Below are 21,317 nucleotides of genomic sequence, written 5' to 3'. Positions count from 1 at the left end.
CGAGACGAATCAGTAGGTGACCTGCACGCCGAGGACGGGCAGGATCGGCAGGCCGACGGCCGCGCGGGTGCGGGCGTAGTCCTGCGAATAGGTGATACCCTCGGCGTTCTGGTGGTTGTACACGTTCATCACGTCGAGGTAGGCCCCGACCACGCAGCGTTGCAAGATCCACGTGCGGTCGACGCGGAGGTCGAGCTGGTGGAACACCGGCATGCGCGCGCTGTTGGGCGCGCCGAACAGCGGCGCGAGGTCGCCGGCGTAATAATTCTCGCTGTCGATCGCGCCGATGAACGGGGTGTAGGGCAGACCGGTGACGAGGCGGAACCGGCCGGCGATCGACCAGCGGCGCGGGAGCTTGTAACCGACCAGCATGACGAGGTTGTGGCGCTGATCGAAGTCGCTCGGGACCTTTTGCGTCTCGTACATCTCGGCGAACGAGATCGTGGTCGTCGAGCGCATCCAGGTGTAGGCGATCCACCCGAACATCCGGGCGGTGAGGTCGTGGCGCAGCATGATCTCGACGCCGGTGGTGGTAGAGCGGACGTCGGGCATATCCGGGACGCCGGGATCCGGCGGGGTGTTGGCGCGGAACTTGCGATAAAACAGGGTGGTGTCGAGCTCGATGCTGTCGGAGAGGTCGACGTGGAGGTTGGCGCTGTACTGGACGGCCCGACTGGCGCCGATCCGTCCCTCCGGATCGAACTCCAGCTGAGGATCGAGGTAGCGAATGGCGGCGGGGAATACGGTCAGGTAATCGCCGGAGTAGACGGTGGGCCCGCCGAGCGGCAGATTGGGGCCGCCCCACTGGCTGAAGACGCCGGCGCTGGTGCTGCTGCGGCGATAGCTGGCCTGCGAGTACGTGCCGGCGGCGAGCTGGATCCGGACCCGCTCGTGAGGGGTGTAGCGCAGCAGTAGCCGCGGATCGACGGTGTGCGCCGCATTGAGCGCGCCGGTGAACGCGTTGAAGCGGGCGCCGGCGATGATCGCGTAGCGCCCGAGCTCGAGCTGGGAGTGCAGGTAGACGCCGGTGCTGGTGAGGAAGCCCCGTGTGCGCGTGTCGATGAGGAGGTTCTTGTCCCCCCCTCGGGCGCGGCGGAACGAGCGGTAGTGGTCGAGCTGGGTGTCGACGCCGAGGGTGAGCCGAAGCGGTCGCCACGGGCGGACGCTGGCCTCGGCGCGCAGGAGGCCGACGATGTCGTTGCGCCGCCGCATGAATTCCCAGCCGCCGTCGTAGTCGGTGCGGTCGATTCGCACCGCGGGGGCGAGCAGGAAGTCCCAGCGGCCGTGGCGCTTGCGGTAGGCGAGGTCGACCCGGTGGAAGCCGTTTTGCATGCTCATGCCCTCGCCGGGGCTGTAGGCCGCACGGAACTTGAACGTGTCGGCTGCGCCGAGGAACCGCATCGTGACGGTGCCTCCACGACCGGCCGGGTGGTCGAAGATGAATTGATAATCGTGATAGCGCGGGGTGATGGCGGGCAGGCCGCGGGTGGCGTCGTCGGGCAGGGCGCGCAGGGCGAGGTCGAGGTAGCCGCGCTGAGCCGCGAGGATGAACGAGCCACCCCTGCCGAACGGGCCCTCGAGCCGGGCGCCGGCCGAGATGATGTCGAGCTTGACCTGACCGTGGACGCCGTCGCGCCGGCCGACCCGCGGGGTGAGATGGATGATGCCGCCGGCGGCGTTGCCGTAATGCGCGGAGAAGTTGCCGGGCACGTATTCGATGCCCTGCAGCACGCCGGCCGGGACGATGCTGGCGAGGCCGGGGATGTGAAAGGCGCGCGGGAGCGGGTGCTCGCCGAAGAACACCTGCGATTGATTGGGCGCCGCGCCGCGCAAGATGAGGAGGCCGAGGCCGCCGGGGACGCGGGCCACGCCGGGCAGGTTCTGCAAGGCGCGCAGCGGGTCGCCCTGGCTGCCGGGGAGGTTGGCGATCTCCTCGGGCTGCAGCTTGGTGCTGACGGGGCTCGGCTTGCTGACGCGCTCCTGCTCGACGATCGTGCGATAGCCGCCCGCGCCCTGGGGCTGGAGGTAGATCGTCGGCGGCCTGCGGCGCGACCAGTAGGCCGCAGGAGTGGGCTGCTCGAAGCGCTGGTGGCCGGAGGCGACGACGATGAGGACGAAGTCGCGGGAGGGCAGGTCGGTGAGGAGGAAGCGGCCGTCGCCGGTGGACACTGCCTCGCGCGTCCACGCGGGGCCCTTGCGCGCGCGGGCGAAGACGCGGGCGCCGGCGACCGGCAGGCGCTCGCCGGCGCTGCGCAGGGTGCCCTGCACGGCGGCCCGGGCCGCTGGCTGGCCGGACGCCGGGGCGGCGGCGAGGAGGCAGGCGAAGAAGGCGAGGGCGATCATGCGTCGTCTTCGGGGACGAACTGCAGCTCGACGAAGGCCTTGCCCCGGCGATCGTCGACGATGTCGAGCCAGAGGGTGGTGGGCACGACGTCATGCGGGACGACGAAGGTCGGGGGCACGAGCTCGGCGCCGACCGGTTGTCGGTCGGGACCGTCGAAGACGACGGGCTCGCTGAACAACAGCTGGTACCCGAACACTTCGGTGTGTTGCTCGAGCGGGCCCGACCATGATTCGTAGTAGGAGGTCCAGTACTCCTGCGCAGCGTCGGCGGCGAAGCGCGGCTCGACGACGATGCGATCGCCGCGGCGGACCGGGACGGCGACGCCGAGGTCGACGAGGAGGTCCTCGCGGACGCCGCTGCGCTCGCGCGTGACGGTGAATCCCAGCACGGTGGGGTTGGTGTCGGCCTCCTCCGCGAGGACCTCGGGCGGAGCCTCGACGGACCCCGGCAAGAACGGCAGGCCGAGCGGCGTTTCGCTGAACGGCGGCTCGCGCAGGACGACGAAGCACGGGCCCAGATCGGGGCGCGGCGATGCGCTCAGCCGTTCGAGACAGGCCTGGGGCGTGAGCTCCGGGCGGCGGCTGCCGACGAGCAGGAGCACGAACCCCGGATCGGGGGCATACGCGCCGCCCAGGTGGACGCGGATCCGGTGGTCCTCGCCGAGCCGGCATGAGTCGGGGATGCCGATCGGCATCGGATCGGGGCAGTCGGCCAGCTCGAGGAGACTGATCCCGCTCCACAACGAATCCCGGCACTGCGACGCGCAGGCGATCCAGATCGGCGGCTGCAGCTCCTGGCCGGGCGGGACGGCGACCTTCCACTCGAGCTCGACGGTGTCGAGCGGGAGGACGAAGGCCCGACGCCGGTCCGGCGGAACATTTAATAAGGAGCCGTAGCCGCCGGGCTCGACGACCTCGACGAGCAGGCCGCGGAAGGTCGCGTCGACGACCAGCCAGTCGTACTCGGTCGGGACGCAGGCGGCCGATACGAGGGGGCCGAGCGCGAGCAGCCACCGCTTCATCGCTGAGCACGCTAGCGCGGTGCGGCTGCGGCGGCCAGTCGAATCTCCGTGCGGTTCTTCTCGCCGGGCCGGGGCGACGGGCGGGAATGGGAGAGATGTCCCCGAGGTCATGTCAGCCCGTATGGTCGGGTGAGGGCATGTGGACGTGTCTTTCGGGTCATGTCATAAAGTTCATGTTCAGTAGCTGACCTTGACGCCGAGCACCGGCAAGATCGGGACGCCGACGACGGCGCGGGTGCTGGCGTAGTCGGCCGAGTACATCACGCCCTCGGCGTTGGCGCGGTTGTACACGTTCTGCACGTCGAGGTAGGCCCCGACGACGCAGCGGTGCAAGATCCACGTGCGGTCGAGGCGGAGGTCGAGCTGGTGGAACACCGGCATGCGGGCGCTGTTGACGGGGCCGGCGATCGGGTAGGCGCCGTCGCCCATGTGGTCGAGGCCGCCGACGAATGGGGTGAACGGCAGGCCGGTGACGAGGCGGAAGCGGGCGGCGATCGACCAGCGGCGCGGGAGCTTGTAGCCGACCAGCATGACGAGGTTGTGGCGCTGATCGAAGTCGGCCGGGGTGCGCATGACGGTGCCGTCGGGGTAGAGGCGGCGGGCGTCGGAGCGCATCCAGGTGTAGGCGACCCAGCCGAACAGGCGCGCGGTGAGGTCGTGACGCAGCATGAGCTCGACGCCGTGGGTGGCGGAGGCCGTGTCGGGCAGCTCGGGGTACTCGGGGTCGGGCGGGAGATGGTCGCGGACGCGGCGGTAGAAGATCGTGGCGTCGAGGCCGAGCGCGGCCGTGAGGTCGACATGGACGTTGGCGCTGTACTGCGCGGCCTGGCTGGCGCCGACGCGGCGGCCGGGTTGAAACTCGAGCTGCGGGTCGAGGTAGCGGGCGGCGCCGGGCAGGACGACGTAGCCGAGGCCGAACGAGGGGCCGTCCGGCGTCGTCTGGTAGATGAGGCCGGTCGTCTCCAGAGCCTTGCGCAGGCTCGGCTGCGAGTACATGCCGGCGCCGAGCTGGAAGCGGACCCGCTCGTGCGGGCTGTAGCGCAGCAACAGGCGCGGGTCGACGGTGAACTCGGCGTTGTCGGCGGCGGTGAAGGCGTTGACGCGGGCGCCGGCGACGATCGACGTCGCCGCGCCGGTTGTTGACGCCGAAGGCGTCGTAGAACGAGCGGTCGAACCGGACCGCCGGGGCGAGCAAGAAGTCCCAGCGGCCGTGACGCTTGCGATAGGCGAGGTCGACGCGGTCGAACGCGGCGCGCATGCGGAAGGTCGGGAGGCCGCTCGAGGCGATCCGCAGGTCGTCCGAGGCGCCGATGAACCGCACTGTGAGGGTGCCGCCGCGGCCGGCGGGGTGGTCGAAGATGAATTGATAATCGTGGTAGCGCGGCTGGACGACGTCGCCGTAGGTCACGTCCTCGGGCAGGGCCTTGTAGACGAGGTCGAGGTAGCCGCGCTGGGCCGCGAGCAGGAACGAGCCGCCCTTGCCGAACGGGCCCTCGAGCAGGGCGCCGACCGAGGTGATGTCGAGCTTGGCGTGACCGTGCAGGCCGTCGCGCCGGCCGACCCGCGGGGTGAGGTGGACGAGGCCGCCGACGGCGTTGCCGTAATGGGCGGAGAAGTTGCCGGGCACGTATTCGAGGCCCTGCAGGACGCCGGTCTGGACGACGCTGGCGAGGCCCGGGACGTGGAAGGCGCGCGGGAGCGGGTGCTCGCCGAAGAACACCTGCGATTGATTGGGGGCCGCGCCGCGCAGGACGATGAGGCCGAGGCCGCCGGGGACCCGCGCGACGCCGGGCAGGTTTTGCAAGGCGCGCAGCGGGTCGCCCTGGCTGCCGGGGAGGTTGGTGATCTCCTCCGGCTGCAACTTGGTGCTGACGGTGCTCGGCCGGGTGATCCGCTGCTGCTCGACGATCGTGCGATAACCGCCCGCGCCGTGCGGCTGGAGGTAGATCGTCGGCGGCTTGCGGCGCGACCAATAGGCGGCAGTGGTCGGCTGCTCGAATCGCTGGTGGCCGGCGGCGACGACGGTGAGCACGAAGTCACGGGCCGGCAGGTCGGCGAGGACGAACCGGCCGTCGCGGTCGGACACGGCCTCGCGCGTCCACGCGGGGCCGCGGCCCGGGGTGGCGAACACTCGCGCGCCGACGACGGGCTGGCGCTCGCCGGCGCTGCGCAAGGTGCCCTGCACGCGGTCGCGCGCGGGGCGTTCGACGGGGGCCGGATCGGCGGCCGCGAGGGCGGCGTACAGGCCGAGGGCGATCATGGGGCGTCGTCGGCGACGAACAACAACTCGGCGGCGCCGCGGCCGTCACGGTTGTCGCGGACGTCGAGGAAGAGGCGCGTGGGCACGACGTCGTGGGGGACGATCCAGGTGATCGGAGCGGGGCCCCATCGCGGGACGGATCCTCGACTGAAATCGAGGGCCGGGGCGTCGAGCCAGCCGCGGATCTTCATCCACTCCTCGTTGCTGCGCAGCTCGCCCGACCAGGGTTTGTCCTGCTCGTCGCCGACGGTGTACCAGAACGTCTGCAGCGAGTCCGCGGTGAAGATCGGCTCGACGCTGATGCGGTCGCCGCGGCGCACGCCCACGCTGCCGCCAGGGGCGACGCGCTGCTCGCTGTGGTCCCCGCCGCGCTCGCGCGTGACGCGGAACTCGGCGACGTCGGGGTTGGTGTCGACCTCTTGCGCGAGGATCTCGGGCGGGACGTCGCCGGCGTCGGGCTCGAACGGGAGCACGGCCCACAGCGGCCCCAGGTCGAGGGACCACTGGCTGACGATGCACGGCTCGAGGTCGGTGTGCGGCCGCCGGGTCACGCGCTCGAGGCAGGTGGCGGGCGTGAGGTCGTCGTCGCGGCTGCCGATCAGGATCAGCTCGATCCGGCCGCGGGCGAGCGTGTAGACGCCGGCGAGGCCGACGCGGACCTGCAGGCCCTCGGCGAGCCGACACGGGTCGAACAGGTCGAGCGGCAGCGGGGTGGGGCACTCCGCGAGGTCGCCCGCGAGCGCCGCCAGCGGGCCGTTCTCGTAGCAAGCGAGCCCGCAGACGAGCCAGATCGGCGGCTGGACGGTCACGTCCGGCGGGGCCGCGAAGATTGCCGTGAGCTCGACGGTGTCGAGCGGGAGCGGGGTGGCCCGCCGCCGGCCCTCGGGGACGTTGAGCAGCGAGGCATAGCCGCCCGGCTCGACGACCTCGACGCGGACGGCGCGGAACCGTGGGGCGGTGATCAAATACTCGGGCTCGACCGGCAGACAGGCGGCGAGCAGGACCGCGGATACGCCGACGAGCCGGCTTCGCATGCGGGCCTGAGGATACTGCAGCGGTCACGTCGGAGCCACGTCGGCCTGTGCGCTCGTTTGCGCACCACGCGTGAGATACACCTGTGAGCGGGTTCGCGGGCGGTTTGCGCAGGATGTCTCGGAGGACAGGTCATGGCGGGCGCGCAGCGCCGGGGCGGTGTGGGGCGGGCCGCTGCGGTGTATGCAGAGATGTCGCCCGGGGCAGGTGAGAGGTGGACGGCAGGCGGCCGCGTTGCGATGGATGTCCTTCGGGACATGTTTTCAATGCCCGGAGGGCGCCTGGTGGGATGTCCTTCGGGGCAGGTGATCCGCGTCCATGACGGCCTCGCGACGAGGAGCCGCGCCGGCGCGCCGGCGTGGCCCCTCGGACAGGTGATTTTCTTTTTTAGAGAATCAGCGGATCAGCCCGGGCAGATGTCGAGGGCGTCGGCGCCGAGGTTGTTGCCGGGGTGGCAGTCGGCGATCTTGTCGGCCGGGTCGACGTCGACGTAGACGGTGCCGCCGCCCTGGAGGTCGGCGGTGCACGTCACGGTCTCGCACTCGCCGGGGGCGAGCAGCTTGGTGGTGACGGCCTCGCAGACGACGGCGGCCTGGTCGACGGGCTGGTTGGGGTCGGTGGTCTCGAGGAACTGGACGACCACGCCGTCCTGGACCGGATTGGTGCCGCGGTTGCACACCTCGGCCTGGAGGTCGATGGTGCCGCCCTGGTTCTGGCACAGGGTGCCGAGGTCGGTCAGCTCGACGGTGAGGTCGGCGATGTTGAGCTTGCCGGTGCTGCCCTGGTCGTTCTGGCGGAAGTTGTTGAGGCCCTCCGTCTGCCAGTTGTTGACGAAGGTGCCGGCGGGCGGGACGCGGGCGTCGTCGGTGACGTGGGTGATCGAGTACTGATACTGGTTCCAGATCGGCCGCGAGTTGGCCCAGCGGTCGAGCGGGTCGCGGTAGACGACGAAGCCGGGGCGCGACACGAACTTCGGCGCCATCGGGAACAGCGGGTCCATCGCCGGGCAGCTGTTGAAGCTGGTGCGCGGGACGACGATCTCGGTGGCGAAGTCGCCGTCGACGTCGGCGATCACCGGGTACTCGTTGCCGGTGCCCGACGAGGCCGGGGCGCTGAACAGGACGTCGCCGCTCTTGCCGTCGTAGACGCGCAGGTAACACTCGTCGCGGTAGACGGCCTCGGCCGCGCCGTCGCCGTTGAAGTCGAAGATCGACGAGCCGGTGATGTTCGACGACAGGTCCTGCGAGGGCTGGACCCACAGCACGCCGTCGGGCAGGTTCTTGGCCTGCTGCGCCGGCGAGCGCTCGCACTTGCCCCCGGGGCGCTCGGTCGGGCTGTCACCGTTGAGCGCGGCGACGCAGTCGGGGTCGTAGACGGCGTAGTAGGTGGCCGCGGCGGTGGCGAACTCGACCTGGCCGTCGCCGTCGAAGTCGCTGATCGTGACCGGGCCGCCCTGGCCGATCGTCTCGTTCGCCTTGGCGTACAGCTGGATCGGGCCCCACTTCGTCTCGCCGGTGAGGCTCTGGATCCGCAGGCGGCCGATGCTGTTGCTGACCGACAGCACGACGACCTCGGGGACCTGCTCGAAGTCGACGCCGTCGACCACCGAGTAGAGGCCGACGTTGGCGACCGCGAGGAAGCCGCCGGGCTGGTTGGCGGGCATGAACCACGGCTTGTCGACCCACTCGCCGGTCATGGGGTCCCAGCCGGCGACGCGGCGGTGGTTGACGAAGTCCATCTGACCGTCGAGGTCGACGTCGGCGATCACCGGCATGTGGTTGGCGCCGCTGGCGTTCCAGGTGGTGAGGATGCAGCCGTCGCGGTCGAACACCTGGTCGCCGACGATGATCTCGGGGAACTCGTCGCCGTCGAGGTCGTGCACGCTCGGGCCGTTGGTGGAGCCGGCGCCCGAGAAGGTGAGGAGCGTGTCGGTCTCGCAGTTGCGGCCGTACCACATGCGCTCGAGCTTGGGCGTGTCGCCGTCGTCGACGATGCGGAAGGCGTAGAGGTTGAGCGGGCCGCTGTCGTTGTTGCTGGTGACGCGGTGGTAGCCGATGAGCTCCGGCCGGCCGCCCTGCGGGACGTCGTTGTCGAGGTCGGCGATGGCCCAGTGCGCCGAGTAGCCGGGGCGGTTGGAGTCGTCGGGCTCGTCGGCGCCGCCGGCCTGCAGCTGCAGCTCGCAGGTGCGGCCGTCGAAGATCCGCAGGGTGCCGATCCGGCCCATGTTGCCGATCGTGGCGAAGGTGTTGACGATGATCGAGGGCTGCAGCTTGTCCGGGTCGTTGTCGAGGTTGAGGTCGGCGACCATCGGCGTGGTGTAGATGTACGTCGAGTTCTTGGTCGGGTCGTTGGCCGGGTCGGCGACCGCGCTCCACTCGCACTGCACCACCGGGGTGATGCCCTCGGGGATGTTGTCCTTCTGACACTCGGGGTCGTTGATGACGTCGGCCGGCACGCCGTACGGGATGCACTCGCCGTCGGGGTCGCAGTAGGAGTCACCCGGGCAGTCGTCGTGGGTGGTGCAGGTGCCGAGGTCCGGGATGCAGGTGTCGTACTTGCACTTGAAGTTGGCCGGACAGTCGCAGCCGTCGGTGGTCTCGGTGTCGACGGTGGTGCTGGTGACGACCGGGTCGGTGGTGCTCGAGGTCGCCGTGGTGCTGGTCGGCGCGACGGTCGACTCGCTGTCGTTGTCGCTGTCGCTGCCGCCCTCGGTGGTGCTCGTGGGCGGCGTCGCGGTGGTGCTCGCGGTGCCGTCGGTCGCCCCGTCGGTCGTCGACGCGGTCGGGAGGATGCCTCCCGTCGTGTTGTCCGTCGCAGCCGTGCCGTCGTCGCTGCAGCCGGCGGCAGCCGCCGCCGCGATGCTCCACATCCCCACCCAAGTCAGTCGCCGTGTCCGCATATCTGCGGGACTCTACAGCAAAGCCCTGCAGCCGCGGGCTCGCCGGCGCGCGGCCGGGCGATCGACGCGGATGGTGCGAAGGCGGCTGCTCGTGGCAGCCCCGACCCGCGAGCTCGCAGGCCGTGGCGACGTCTTCCGGAAGAATCACTGGCTGTCTTTGCAGACAGGTGCGTGCGGCGACGGCGATGACCTGTACTTCGGGGCAGGTCGCGCGCGACGCGAGGGAGCGCGGCGGCGCGCGTGTCCTTCGGGACATCTGCGAAGGCCGGCGAGGGGAGACGGAGCGGCGAGCGCGGCGGGTCGCGGCGCGGCGGCGCACATGGCCCGGAGGACAGGCTGTCCCGCGGGACAGGTCGCTACAGGACGACCATGCGCAGGGTGTCGGAGAAGCGCACGGGCGCGCCGCCGGGGGTGGCGACGACGCGGCCGTCGCGGGCCACGAGCTCGCCGCGCAGGACGGTGGCGATCGGCCAGCCGTGGTAGCGGACGCCGGCGTGGGTGTGCTCGGCGTCGAGGTCGACGAGCACGAGGTCGGCGTCGTAGCCGAGCGCGATCCGGCCCTTGCGAGCGACGTTGTAGATCCGGGCTGGCCCGGAGGACAGCAGCTCGACGAGCTGCGGGAGGCCGAGGCGGCCGGCGTGGACGTGGCCGAGCATGGTCGGCAGGAGCGGGCCGCCGGGCCCGGGCTCGGGGCCGGAGCCGAGGGCGTCGACGAGGCCGCCGGCGAGCGCCCGCCACAGCGCGCCCGCGCCGGGACCGGTGAGGTCGAGGTCGGCGGCGGCGAGGCCGACGGTGGCGAGCTCGCGGTGCTGCATCAGCAGGGCGAGGGCCTCGTCGCCGTCGACGTTGGAGGCGTGGACGCGCCGACCTGCCCGTTTGGCCATGTTGAGGAAGCGCTGGAGGGCGCGCGCGGCGTCGCCCTCGTCGCGGTAGAGGTCGACGGCGGCGCCGGCGGCGACCGGCTCGGGGTGCGGGTCGGGCTCGCACGAGACGGTGACCCGCCGCTGGCCGCAGAAGAGGGCCCGGTGCAGCGGCTCGTCGTCGGTGCCGAGCGAGAGGACGACGCCGCTGCAGCCCGGCAGCCGCTCGAGCCGGTCGAGGTCGTCGAGGTGGTCGGTGGCGGCGGCGATGAAGAAGGCGTAGTCGCAGTGGGCGCGGCCGCGCGCGCGCGAGAGCTTGTCCTCGAGGCCGGCGGCGGTGGTCGGGTGCGGGTGAGCGTCGAACACGGCGGTGACGCCGGCGAGCAGCTGGGCGCTGCCGCCCTCGTCGCGCAGGTAGCCACCGGTGTCGAGCACGCCGGGCAGGACGTGGAGGTGGCGCGCGTCGATCTCGCGCTCGGCCTCGGCCCCGGCGAGGTCGCCGATCGCGGCGATCCGGCCCCCGGTGATCCCCAGGTCGCAGGAGGTGGTGACGCCGTGGAGCGCGCAGGTCCCGCCGCGCACGAGGAGGTCGTAAGTGGGAGCCATGGCGCGCCGGGGACTATGCCAGGAGGCGCCTGGCCCGTCGAGGCGATGCGCGCGCGGCCGTATCCCCAGGGCCGCAGCGGGGTGGCGGTCGCATCGGCGGGCGATGCGGGGGGCGCGTGCGCGGGGCGTCGCAGGCCAGGCCCGGCGCTCGCCGCGGGTGATGCTCCGGGGCGCGGGCGGCGAGCTCGGCGGCGATCGCCGTGCGCAGGTCCGGGGGATCGGCGGCGGCGATGTTCGTCGGCCCTGGTGGTTCGGCGGTCGCCGCGATCCTCGCCGAGGGTGTCGCGGCGGCTGTCTCTCGGGACAGCTGGCGGGATCACGAGGCGGGGCGGCGGGACTTGCGGGTGACCAGCAGCTCGAGGCCATCGAGGACGCGCTCGAGGCCGAAGGCGAAGGCGCCGGCGGGGTCGTGGGCGCCGTAGGTCTCGCCGGCGACCTGGCCGACGCGGGCGGCGATCGGGAAGCGCTCGGTGTCGAAGACCTCGGCGAGGAAGGGGCCGACCTGGGCCCACCACTCGCGGTCGGTCATACCGGTGCGCTCCTTGACGGTGCGCTCGCGGGCGGCCCCGCGCACGGCGCCGGCGACGTAGTCGAGGACGAGGGTGAGGGCGCGGTCCATCTCGAGGTCGTCGAGGCCGATGCCCTCGAGGGCGGACAGCTCGAGGTGGTACTTGGCGATCGAGTTGGGGCCGAGGACGGGGCGGTGCGTGACGACCTCGACCATCCACGGGTGGCGCAGGACGAGGGCCCAGTTCTGGCGCGCCACGTCGCTCACTCGCTCGCGCCAGGTCGTGCCGGTGGGCGCGCGGATCTCCCCCATCAGCGCGTCCAGCATCAGGTCGATCAGCTCGGGCTTGCCGGGCACGTAGGTGTAGAGCGACATCGGCGACACGCCGAGGTCCTCGGCCACCCGCCGGGTCGTCAGCGCAGCGAGCCCCTCGGCGTCGACCAGGGCGATCGCGGCGGCGACCACGTCGGCGACGGTGAGCCGGGCCTTGGGCCCGCGCGAGGAGCGAGGCGCCCGGCCCCACAGCAGCTCGAGGGTCTTGCGCGGGTCGCCGCGGCCGGAGATGTCGTCGCTCATGGGCTCTCGAGTCGGGGCTGATTATTAAATGGGAAAAAACTATTTGCGGTGGACGGAGTTTAAGAATAAAAACTTTGTACGACGAACGGCGAGTTGCCCCGCGGCGGTCATCGTAGCCGATGCCGCCGGGTGCGGGCCCGCGTTCGCGCTTGGGGAGGTTTGAATGCACATCGTCGTGACCGGCGCGACCGGCAAGGTCGGCCGTCCTCTGGTGGAGGCGCTGCTGGCGGCGGGCCACCGCGTCCGTGCGCTGACCCGCGATCCGCGGCGGGCCCGACTGCCGGCCGGAGTCGAGGTGGTGAGCGGGGACCTCGGAGCGAGCGACAGTCTTCAAGGGGTGTTCGCCGGGGCCGAGGCGCTGCACCTGATCACGTTCCACGGCGACGAGTTCGCGCCGCTCACCAACGGGGAGGAGATCGTGGCGCTGGCGCGGCAAGCCGGGGTGCGGCGAGTGACGGTGCTGAAGGGCGACGTGAGCCGCAGCCCGCTCGAGCAGGCGGTGGCGAGGAGCGAGCTCGAGTGGACCTTCCTCGCGCCGGTCGAGTTCATGGCCAACACTCTCGAGTGGGCGGAGGCGATCCGGACGGACGGGATCGTCCGCGAGGGCTTCGCGGCGATGAAGAGCGCGCTGATCCACGAGGCCGACATCGCGGCGGTGGCAGCGACGGCGTTGACGACCGACGGACACGCGGGGCAGGAATACTTGCTGACGGGGCCCGAGGCGCTGACACCACCGGAGCGGGTGCAGATCTTGAGCGAAGTGCTCGGCCGGCCGCTGCAGTTCGTCGAGCTGAGCCGCGACGAGGTGATCGCAAACTGGCGCGTGGCAGGCTTCGCCGACAGCGACGTCGATTGGTTTTTAAAGATGCGCACGGAGCCGCCGGAGGCGGGGTACACGGTGCTGCCGACGGTCGAGCAGGTGACGGGCCGGCCGGCGCGGACGTTCGCGGCGTGGGTGCGCGAGCACGCGGAGGTGTTTGCGTAGGGTTCTTTGGGACATGTCCATTGGGGCATGTTTTCGGAGTATGCGACGGTCGGCCGACGCGAGCGGGCATTCGCGTCGCGGCCTGGACAGGTGGCGCCGGCCACGGCTCGCGTCGCGCTCGCGCTCGCCCGACCCGCAGTCTCCGGGGAGCGCGGAGTGTTCTGCACGAGACCCGCGGAGGTGTATCCTCGGCGCGTGGTGGCGTCGCCGAGCCCGGGCATCTTGGTGCTTCTCGTCGAACACCTCGTCGGCGCCCCGCTCGTCGCCGAAGGCCGAACCGCCTGTGCGCGCGAGGGCGCGACCACGCGTTGTTGGGGTGAGCACGAGTTCCTGTACGGGGCCGGCGTCACCGATGACCCCGACCTCCGCAAGTGGGCCCTCAAGGGGCATCGTCGCTGCGCCCTGGCGGGGGGGGCGGGGCTGCGCTGCGATACCCCCGGTGACCCCACGGGTCTGCGCGTCGACAACCCCGACGAGCGTCCGCTCCAGGATTTCGCGCTCACGTCGGAGGGCGGATGCATGCTGGGCATCCTCGGGCTCGTGGCCTGCTGGCGCTGGGATCTCGGGGACCGCGCGGAGTTGACGGGATCGCCGCAGGTCGTACCGGACGCCCGACAGATCGTCGTCGGCGGCGAGCCCCCGTTCGCAAGTCCGTGTGTCCTCACCGGCGCTGGCGCCGTCGTCTGCTGGACACCGAAGTGTCCCATCGCGCCGCACGTCGTGATGCAGGATGTCGTCGCGCTGGCGGGCGACCACCACCTGTGCGCGGCGCGCCGAGATGGTTCCGTCACCTGCTGGCGCGCGCCGGAGTCCTGCAGCGACGTGTGGGCCGAGTCGCGCGTCGAGGACGTCGAGGATGCCACTTCGGTCGCCGTGGGTCAGGGACTCGCCTGCGCGCTGCGGAGCCGCGGCGGGGTCACCTGCTGGTCTCTGGATGAGAAGGGCCGGCCGGGGCGACCGCGATCGATCCCGGGAACGACGCATGCCACCAGCGTGGCCGTCGGCGAAGGCCACGCTTGCATCCGCGACGTCGACGGCCAGGTCTGGTGTTGGGGCGACAACTCATCCGGGCAACTCGGGCAGTACGAGGTCCTCGACGAGCTCGCGGAACCGACAGCGATCCCTGAGCTCGACGATGCCGTGGCGCTGGCCGGGAACCTCACCAGTACCTGTGCGCTGCTGGCGGGGGGACGGATCGCGTGTTGGGGTCGGGATTACGATTCAACCGAGGGGCAATGGCACGCGACGCCCTCCGTCCGCGCGGAGCTACCACCCGCGCTCCGCCTGTTTCCGTTCGGAAACCGCACCATGTGTGCCGAGCTCCGAGGGGGCGACATACGCTGTTGGGGCGAGCAGCCCGGGGCGGACATCCGGCGCCCGAACACGGCGATCACGGAGATCCTCGGCAACGCGATGCGCCCGCTCGTTTGTCTTCGCTCGCTCGATCGCGCCGCCACTTGTACATTCGGCGTAGACCAGGGCGGCTTCGGCCCCGCATCGCTTCGGCTGCCGCGGACGGAGCTGCTGGCGGTGGACGCCCTCGGGGCGATCGCTTACGGGGTGACCCGCCCGGGGTACTGGCAAATCCGGGAGCATTGGCGCTCCGGAGACCGAGATTGGTTCTCCGCGTCCTTCCTCGTCACTGGGCTCGCCGTGAGCTACCACCAGGTGTGCGCGGTCGACATCCGAGGGACCGTGGTGTGTGCGGATCGACTCGAGCACGACGTCCTGGCGCCTGCCAGATCGATGGATCTCGTCGATGTCGTCGAGCTGAGCGCCGGCTCCGAACACATCTGTGCGCTCGACAGCCACGGACGGGTCCACTGCTGGGGTGACAATTCGTGGTTCCAGCTCGGTCAGGGGACCGAGGAGCGCGGCAGTGCGACCCCGCTGCGCGTTCCGGGCGTGGAGAACGTCGTCCAGGTCTCCGCCGTCATGGCCCGGACGTGCGCGCTCCTCGGAGGCGGAGCCGTGACCTGCTGGGGGAACAACCTTTACGGCAGCTCGGGCGTGGGGAACGGTGCATCCTCGCTCTCGCCCGTGCCCGTCCGACCTCCACTCGCGGCGATTCATGGGACGGAGAACTCGACCGCTTTCGTGCCGAGTACACCGTTGAAATAGACCGGCGAATCACGGTTCCGGTTGGTGACGGCAGGTTCGCAATTGAACCGGCGTTCCACGAGCTTTTCCTGATAGGAGCCGAGGTGGAGCGCTACGTCGGGCGGTTGCTCGGGATCGCGGACGATCTGGTGCCGAGCTACGTGCCGTACGCGATGCGGCGGTCGGGGTCGCTAGGCTGTCTCGCAAGACTCATGTGACTTATCTTTGAGACATGTCTGATTGGACATACCCTAAGATGGAATCATCGCAGCCTCGTGCGAGCCGGGTGATTCAGGGGACCGAGCCTGCGCCGGCGTTCGAGCGGAGGACGCGGCCGTCCCGGGCGCGCAAGGTGAGGCTCGAGCCCAGGGGTTCGACGACTTTAAAGATGTAGTCCAGCAAGGTCGGGCCAGATCCGGCTTCGGCCGCTTGCCTGGTCGTGACGTACCAGTCCCTGAATTCGAGGTCTGTCGGGTCGGTGATCTTCACCGTCGGCGGATACTCGCGCTCCATCGTCTCGTCGCAGTAGCGGACCAGGCCTGCGTGGCCGAATTGGAGGAGCATCGCCTCGGCGTTGTCGACGACGATCTCGTAGGGCGGCCGGCCGATGAACCCGCCGCACAGGCAATCCTCGAAGGAGGTGAGGTGCCACCCGAAGTAGGCCGGTTCGCCGGTCTGGGCGGCGAGCGCCCGGGCGACCGCGTCGGCGAAGCTCTGGAAGCTCGAGAGGTCGCTGCCGTCGATGGTCGCGCGCATGGGCGGCCGAGGTTTCGCGGTCATGTCGCGGTGGGCTCCTGCGTGAAGGATGGAGAGGAAGTCACTCGCCGAGGTGACGGCGGTGGAACTCGCGCATGCGCTGGCGGTCGGGCTCGCGGGTCTCGAGCTCGAGGGCGCGGGCGAGGACCTCGCGGGCGGTCTTGCGGTCGCCGGCGCGGGCGGCCACGTGGGCGCGCAGCTCGAGGGCGCGGACGTTGTCGGGGTCGAGCTCGAGCGCCTTGTTGATCGCGCGGGTGGCGGCCTTGGGGCTCTCGCCGGCGTCGAACAGGGCGCGGGCGTGCAGGCGCCAGGCGTCGCCGTGGAACGGCAGGGCCTCGGTGAGCTCGCGGGTCATGCCGAGGGCGATCTTGTGCTGGTCGGTGCGGAGGAAGATGTCTGTGGCGAACTCGACCGCGGCCAGCAGCTCGACGGTGGGGCGCTGCTCGCCGATCAGGCGGTGGAAGCCGGCGCGGGCGTGCAAGGCGGCCTGCTTGCGCTTGCGCTGCTTCATGGCGATCTCGCCCCAGGCGATGAAGAGGCGGCCGGTGGCGACCTCGTCGCGGCCCGGCTCGGCGGCGTAGAAGCCCTGGCGCACCAGGGTCTCGGCGGCCTCGAGGTCGCGCTGGGCGACCAGGACGCGGGCCGCGAGGATCCGCGCCTCGATGTCCCACGGGCGCTTGCGCAGCAGCTTGTCGAGGTCGCCGGCGGAGCGGCCGAGGCCTGTCCCTCGGGCCAGGTTGAGACGGGCGCGGGCGCGAGTCAGGGCGTCGGCGTCGGCCCCGAGCGTGACCGCGGCGGCCAGCCAGTCGTCGGCCTCGGCCGGGATCGCGGCGCCCTGGGCGTCGGCGCGCGCCAGCGCCAGGCCGAGCAGCGCCAGCGGGGTGGTGGGATCGATGCCTGGCTCTTTGGACAGGTCGCGCAGCATCGCCTCGGCGCGCGCGCCCTCGCCGAGGTCGACGAGGTAGCGGGCCAGGGCCTCGCGGTAGCGCGGCAGGCGGAGCCCGGCGGCGGCCGCCTGCTCGTACCAGGCGAGGGCGTTGCGCTCGGCCTCGGGGACCTTGAGCCGGCGCCGCTGCCACACGTCGCCGAGCAGCAGCATGGCCTCGGCGGGGCGCGGCTCCTTCTCGACGGCGCGGGTCAGGGCGCGCTGGGCCTGGCGCAGATCTTTGGAGTCTGCCCCGAGAGCCAGGTAGGCCTCGCCGAGGCCGGTGTAGGCGCGCGGGGCGTAGTGCTCGGCGGCGGCGATGCCCTCGAGCTTGCGCACTGCGGTCGCGGCGTCGCCGGTGTGCACGACCACGCGGGCGCGCGCGACCTCGATCTCGACCCGGCCCGGCAGCAATCGATCGGCCCGCTCGAGCCACGGCTCGGCCTCGGCGAACCGCCGCTGCTCGACGAGCGCGAGGCCCTGCAAGTAGGCGACGCGCGGGTGGTCCTGCGGACAGGCAGACAGCGCGACGAGGCTGGCCATGACGTCGCCCTCGGCCAGCAAGGACCAGGCGCGCACGATCGAGGCCTCGGGCTCGGGGACGCCGAGCTGGGCCAGCAGCTCGCGCGCGCGTTCGGCGTCACCTGCCTCGAGGGACAGCTCGAGCGCGAGCCGGCGGGCGTGGGCGTCCCACGGGGCCAGAGCGGGCCAGGCCGCGGCGGCGCGCCCGAGTCCGGCCGCGGGCTCGCCGGCGTGGACGTGGACCAGCGCCCGCGCGAGCGCGGCGTGGGCCAGGTCGCGCGGGCCGAGCGCGGCGGGGTCGAGCGCGAGCAGCTGATCGGCGAGGTCGGCCACGCCGCTGAGCTCGCGCCGCAGCAATGCGTGCAGCAGCGCCTCGTCGGCGGCGAGGCCGAGGTGGGCGAGGCCGGCCGTGCGCGCGCGGGCGAGGGTCTGCAGCGCGGCGCCGAAGTCACCTGTCTCGAAGTACAGCCACACGAGCGCCCGTCGCGGGGCGATCGCCGCCGGCTGCGCGGCGATGGTGGCCTCGATCTCCGCGATCGCGGCCGCGAGCTCGCCCCGACCCGCCAGCGCCAGAGTGCCCTGCAGCCAGGCCCGGGCCGGACGCGTGAGCGAGGTGGTGGGCAGAGCGACGGCGGCCGCGGCGGCGTCGAGGTCGCCGTCGGCGAGGGCGAGCAGGCTGTCGGCGATCGCGAGGTCGCTGCATGGAGCCCGCTCGGGCTCGGCGCGGGCGATCGCCGCGCGGGCGCCGTCGCGATCGTCGTCGTACTCGGCGGCGGCCTGGGCCCGCACCAGCGCCTCGGCGGTGAGGCGGCAGGGTGTCCTCGAGGACATGTCCGCAAAGCCATCCGCGGCGGCGTGCAAGTCGGTGAGGCCGCCGCGAGCGATGAGGACCTGGGCGGCGTCGAGGCTGGCGGCCTGGCCGCGGTCGACGTACCAGCGCGCGCCGACGCCGAGGCCGATGGCGAACAAGATCACCCATAGCCAGGGGATCCGCGGCGGCGGAGGCGGCGGCTGCAACAACCGCGGGCGCGCAGGCGCGGGGAGGTCGCGCGAGGTCACGAGCGAGCGGGTTTTAGCGCACCCGCCGAGCGAGCGCGAGCGTCGCAGACGCGGAGCTCCTTGCGCTGGCATTCCATTCGCGACAGGTCGGCCGCCGCGCAACGAGGATCGCGGCCGAGCTCGCCGCGGGACGAGCGACGGCGGCGGGGAGGACCTCGACGGTGCGCCGCAGAGATCGCCGCGGCGCACGGTGGGCAGGGGCCGAGGACCGCGGAACAGGTTCCGTCTCGCTTCCTCGCGGGGAATGGGACGATGATGGGCTCTGGGCCGGGGCTCGACGAGGCGATCGCTCGTGGGGCGTGTCTCACGGTGTGTCAGCTCGAGCTCGGCGAGGCGATCGCTCGGAGAGGGGGTCGCCGTCGCTAGGTCGAGCGTCAGGCGAGCGGCGCTCCCGGGCGCGAGCAAGCGATGACGACGGTGTCAGCTCGGGGCCGTCACTGCAGCGAGGTGATCGCTCGAGCGCGGCGGACCGCGCAGTGCGCCATGGGTGGGCTGCGGGACGGCCGCCGTCGGCCTTTCCGGACCGAGGTCTGCCGGGCCGCGGGTGTCGGTCTCGCCGCGGGAGCCTGCGACGGCGGGCCGGGCGGGTCCACGACGGATATCCGTCGACCGGGGACCGTCGAGCGGACCCGGCCTGAACGCCTCCAGCCATGTCCTCCTGGACATGGCCTTCGAGTCACATGGTTCACAGCTGCTCGGCGAGCGCGCGCAGGAGGCCGCGGGTGCCGGCGACGTCCTGGACGCGGCTCCTGGCCGCGGTGGCGCCGGGGCCGACCTTGACGGTGAAGGCGCCCTCGGGGGCGGCGTTGAACATGTCCTCGTCGGTGCGGTCGTCGCCGACGACGATCACCAGGTCGCCGGGGCGGACCACCTCGCGGGTGATGAGGCCCTTGTGGACCCCGCGCGGGCGGACCTCGACGACCTTGTCGCCGAGCAGGACCTCGAGCGGCGTGCCGACCAGCAGCTCGCGCAGGTGCAGCCGCAGCTCGCGGGCCTGGTGGGCGCCCTGCTCGCGCTCGGCCAGGCGGTAGTGCCAGGCCAGGCCGGCCGCCTTGAGCTCGACGTGGCTGCCCGGGGTGTTGGCGGCCACCCGCTCGAGCGTCGCCAGGACCTTCTCGCGCAGGTCCTCCGGCACCGCGCCGCGGGCCCGCCAGCCGCCGTCGACCCGCGAGTACATGCCGTGCTCGGCGTGGAGGTTGATGCGCAGCCCGCCGAGCCAGCGCTCGACGTCGGGGTACGGCCTGCCCGAGAGGACATGCACCGAGAGACATGACTTTGAAGACAGCTTCTCGAGCAGCCGCAGCAGCTCGCGGTCGGGGGCGGCGAGCTCGGGGCGGGGGGCGATCGGGACCAGGGTGCCGTCGTAGTCGAGCAGGAGGACGACGCGGCGACCGGCCAGCGCGGCGGCGCGGGCGGCCTCGGCGACCGCCCCGGCGGCCAGCGGCGGCGCGGGCAGGGCGGGCGAGCCGAGCTCGGTGTCGGCCAGCGCGGCCAGGAAGTCCTCGGTCCAGCGGTGGACGTCGAAGCGGAGCACGCGGGCGCGCAGGCCCGCCATGCGGCTGCGCCGCTCGCCCTCCGCCATGTCGATCGCCTGCTCGATCGCCTGCGCCATCCCGTCGACGTCGAACGGGTTGACCTGCAGCGCCTCGGGCATCTCCTCGGCGGCCCCGGCGAACTCGCTCAGCACCAGCACGCCGTCGCCGTCGGTCCGCGCGGCCGCGAACTCCTTGGCGACCAGGTTCATGCCGTCGCGCGTCGGGGTGACCAGCATGACCGAGGCGGCGCGGTAGAGCTCGATCAGCTGCTCCTGCGGGAAGCCGCGGTACATGTAGTGGATCGGCGCGTCGGTGAGGGAGGAGCAGCGGCCGTTGATGGCGCCGACCATCTCCTCGACGCGGCGGCGGTAGTCCTGGTAGGCGGTGACCTTCTCGCGCGAGGGCACGGCGATCTGCAGCATCCGCAGCTTGCCGCGCAGGTCGGGCCGGCGCTGCAGCACGCGCTCGACGGCCGACAGGCGCCGGCGGATGCCCTTGGTGTAGTCGAGGCGGTCGACGCCGAGCAGCAGGTGCTCGCCGGGTCGCGGCCGGAATGACTCGTCGCTCGGCTCGACGTCGGCGGTGAAGGTCTCGGTGTCGATGCCCATCGGGAAGGCCCGGAAGCGGACCTTGCGCCCGGCGACGCTGAGCTCGTCGACGACCGGCTCGTGGCCGAGCAGGCGCACCACCGCGGAGGCGAAGTTGCGCGCGTACGAGGGCGTGTGAAAGCCGATGAGGTCGGCGCCGAGCATGCCCCGAAGGACATCTTCACGCCACGGCAGCATGCGGAACACCTCGGAGGCGGGGAACGGGATGTGGAGGAAGAAGCCGATCCGCGCGTCGGGCAGCTGTTCGCGCAGCATGCCGGGGAGGAGCAGGAGCTGGTAGTCGTGAACCCAGATGGTGTCGCCGGGGCGGTACTGCGCGGCGACCGCGGCGGCGAACTTGGCGTTGACGCGGCGGTACATCTCCCAGCCGCCGGAGTGCACCGGGATGCGGTCGAGCAAGTAGTGGAAGACCGGCCACAGCACGCCGTTGGCGAATTCTTCGTAGTACTGGCGGAGCTCGTCGGCGGTCAGCTCGACCGGCAGCGTGCGCAGGGCCTGCAGCTCCTTCAGGGCCGATGCGCGAGCTGCGTCGCCGAGCTTGGACAGGTCCCCGGGCCAGCCGATCCACAGCCCTTGCGAGCGCTCGAAGGGTCCGCGGAGCCCCGTCGAAAGGCCGCCCATACTCGGGGTCACGATCGCCTCGCCCTGCGCGGCGCTCACGGTGACGGGCAAGCGGTTGGAGACGACGAGCAGGCGTGACATGGTCCCGAGTTTGCGCTTA

The 21,317-nt window shown here is 71.8% G+C and carries 12 protein-coding genes; 2 read left to right on the top strand and 10 right to left on the bottom strand.

Annotated features, from left to right (window positions below):
* Positions 1-9: 9 nt before the first annotated feature.
* From OV090_RS45780 to OV090_RS45750, 7 genes are all read right to left on the bottom strand, one after another.
* Positions 10-2,343, bottom strand: a complete 2,334-nt coding sequence (locus tag OV090_RS45780; protein WP_267711330.1) for a TonB-dependent receptor — start codon at positions 2,341-2,343, stop codon at positions 10-12.
* Entirely contained in the window at positions 2,340-3,365 is a 1,026-nt protein-coding gene (locus OV090_RS45775) for a hypothetical protein (protein WP_267711329.1), read from the bottom strand. Before OV090_RS45775 ends, OV090_RS45780 begins: the two co-directional genes overlap by 4 nt.
* Positions 3,366-3,542: 177 nt before the next feature.
* On the bottom strand, positions 3,543-4,412 hold the full coding sequence (locus tag OV090_RS45770; protein ID WP_346660420.1) for a hypothetical protein: 870 nt from the start codon (positions 4,410-4,412) through the stop codon (positions 3,543-3,545).
* 1,209 nt (positions 4,413-5,621) lie between these two features.
* The gene (locus OV090_RS45765) at positions 5,622-6,659 is read right to left on the bottom strand and encodes a hypothetical protein (RefSeq protein WP_267711326.1); all 1,038 of its coding nucleotides are present in this window, start codon (positions 6,657-6,659) and stop codon (positions 5,622-5,624) included.
* 401 nt (positions 6,660-7,060) lie between these two features.
* Positions 7,061-9,526: a VCBS repeat-containing protein gene (locus OV090_RS45760; RefSeq protein WP_267711325.1), complete on the bottom strand. Its 2,466-nt coding sequence runs from the start codon at positions 9,524-9,526 to the stop codon at positions 7,061-7,063.
* 386 nt (positions 9,527-9,912) lie between these two features.
* The gene (locus OV090_RS45755; RefSeq protein WP_267711324.1) at positions 9,913-11,022 is read right to left on the bottom strand and encodes an amidohydrolase family protein; all 1,110 of its coding nucleotides are present in this window, start codon (positions 11,020-11,022) and stop codon (positions 9,913-9,915) included.
* Between the two features lie 316 nt (positions 11,023-11,338).
* Entirely contained in the window at positions 11,339-12,106 is a 768-nt protein-coding gene (locus OV090_RS45750; protein ID WP_267711323.1) for a TetR/AcrR family transcriptional regulator C-terminal domain-containing protein, read from the bottom strand.
* A 163-nt stretch (positions 12,107-12,269) separates the two neighbouring features.
* On the opposite strand from OV090_RS45750, the gene OV090_RS45745 reads away from it, so the two are divergent.
* Together OV090_RS45745 and OV090_RS45740 are read left to right on the top strand one after the other, a co-directional pair.
* Complete coding sequence (locus OV090_RS45745) at positions 12,270-13,091, top strand: NmrA family NAD(P)-binding protein (protein ID WP_267711322.1); 822 nt, start codon at positions 12,270-12,272, stop codon at positions 13,089-13,091.
* A gap of 195 nt (positions 13,092-13,286) precedes the next feature.
* Entirely contained in the window at positions 13,287-15,212 is a 1,926-nt protein-coding gene (locus OV090_RS45740; RefSeq protein ID WP_267711321.1) for a hypothetical protein, read from the top strand.
* A gap of 270 nt (positions 15,213-15,482) precedes the next feature.
* Here the strand turns inward: OV090_RS45740 and OV090_RS45735 are convergent, their stop codons facing one another.
* The 3 genes from OV090_RS45735 to OV090_RS45725 form a co-directional block, all read right to left on the bottom strand.
* A complete protein-coding gene (locus OV090_RS45735) occupies positions 15,483-15,947 on the bottom strand; it encodes a barstar family protein (protein ID WP_267711320.1) in 465 nt (154 codons plus the stop codon).
* Between the two features lie 61 nt (positions 15,948-16,008).
* Positions 16,009-18,453, bottom strand: coding sequence for a tetratricopeptide repeat protein (locus tag OV090_RS51340; protein WP_267711319.1), 2,445 nt, complete (start codon positions 18,451-18,453; stop codon positions 16,009-16,011).
* Positions 18,454-19,138: 685 nt separating this feature from the next.
* Positions 19,139-21,298 carry a bifunctional alpha,alpha-trehalose-phosphate synthase (UDP-forming)/trehalose-phosphatase gene (locus OV090_RS45725; RefSeq protein ID WP_267711318.1) on the bottom strand — a complete coding sequence of 720 codons (2,160 nt, stop codon included), beginning with the start codon at positions 21,296-21,298 and terminating at the stop codon, positions 19,139-19,141.
* Between the last annotated feature and the right edge of the window lie 19 nt (positions 21,299-21,317).

Source organism: Nannocystis sp. RBIL2, from assembly GCF_026626745.1.
Taxonomy (GTDB): domain Bacteria; phylum Myxococcota_A; class Polyangia; order Nannocystales; family Nannocystaceae; genus Nannocystis.
This window is presented reverse-complemented; position numbering and strand designations above follow the sequence as displayed.

Excerpts from the sequence above, each read along its gene's own strand:
- OV090_RS45735 (WP_267711320.1), bottom strand. The coding sequence starts at position 15,947 with ATGCGCGCGACCATCGACGGCAGCGACCTCTCGAGCTTCCAGAGCTTC.
- OV090_RS45750 (WP_267711323.1), bottom strand. The coding sequence starts at position 12,106 with ATGAGCGACGACATCTCCGGCCGCGGCGACCCGCGCAAGACCCTCGAG.
- OV090_RS45755 (WP_267711324.1), bottom strand. The coding sequence starts at position 11,022 with ATGGCTCCCACTTACGACCTCCTCGTGCGCGGCGGGACCTGCGCGCTC.
- OV090_RS45745 (WP_267711322.1), top strand. The coding sequence starts at position 12,270 with ATGCACATCGTCGTGACCGGCGCGACCGGCAAGGTCGGCCGTCCTCTG.
- OV090_RS45765 (WP_267711326.1), bottom strand. The coding sequence starts at position 6,659 with ATGCGAAGCCGGCTCGTCGGCGTATCCGCGGTCCTGCTCGCCGCCTGT.
- OV090_RS45780 (WP_267711330.1), bottom strand. The coding sequence starts at position 2,343 with ATGATCGCCCTCGCCTTCTTCGCCTGCCTCCTCGCCGCCGCCCCGGCG.
- OV090_RS45760 (WP_267711325.1), bottom strand. The coding sequence starts at position 9,526 with ATGTGGAGCATCGCGGCGGCGGCTGCCGCCGGCTGCAGCGACGACGGC.
- OV090_RS45775 (WP_267711329.1), bottom strand. The coding sequence starts at position 3,365 with ATGAAGCGGTGGCTGCTCGCGCTCGGCCCCCTCGTATCGGCCGCCTGC.
- OV090_RS45725 (WP_267711318.1), bottom strand. The coding sequence starts at position 21,298 with ATGTCACGCCTGCTCGTCGTCTCCAACCGCTTGCCCGTCACCGTGAGC.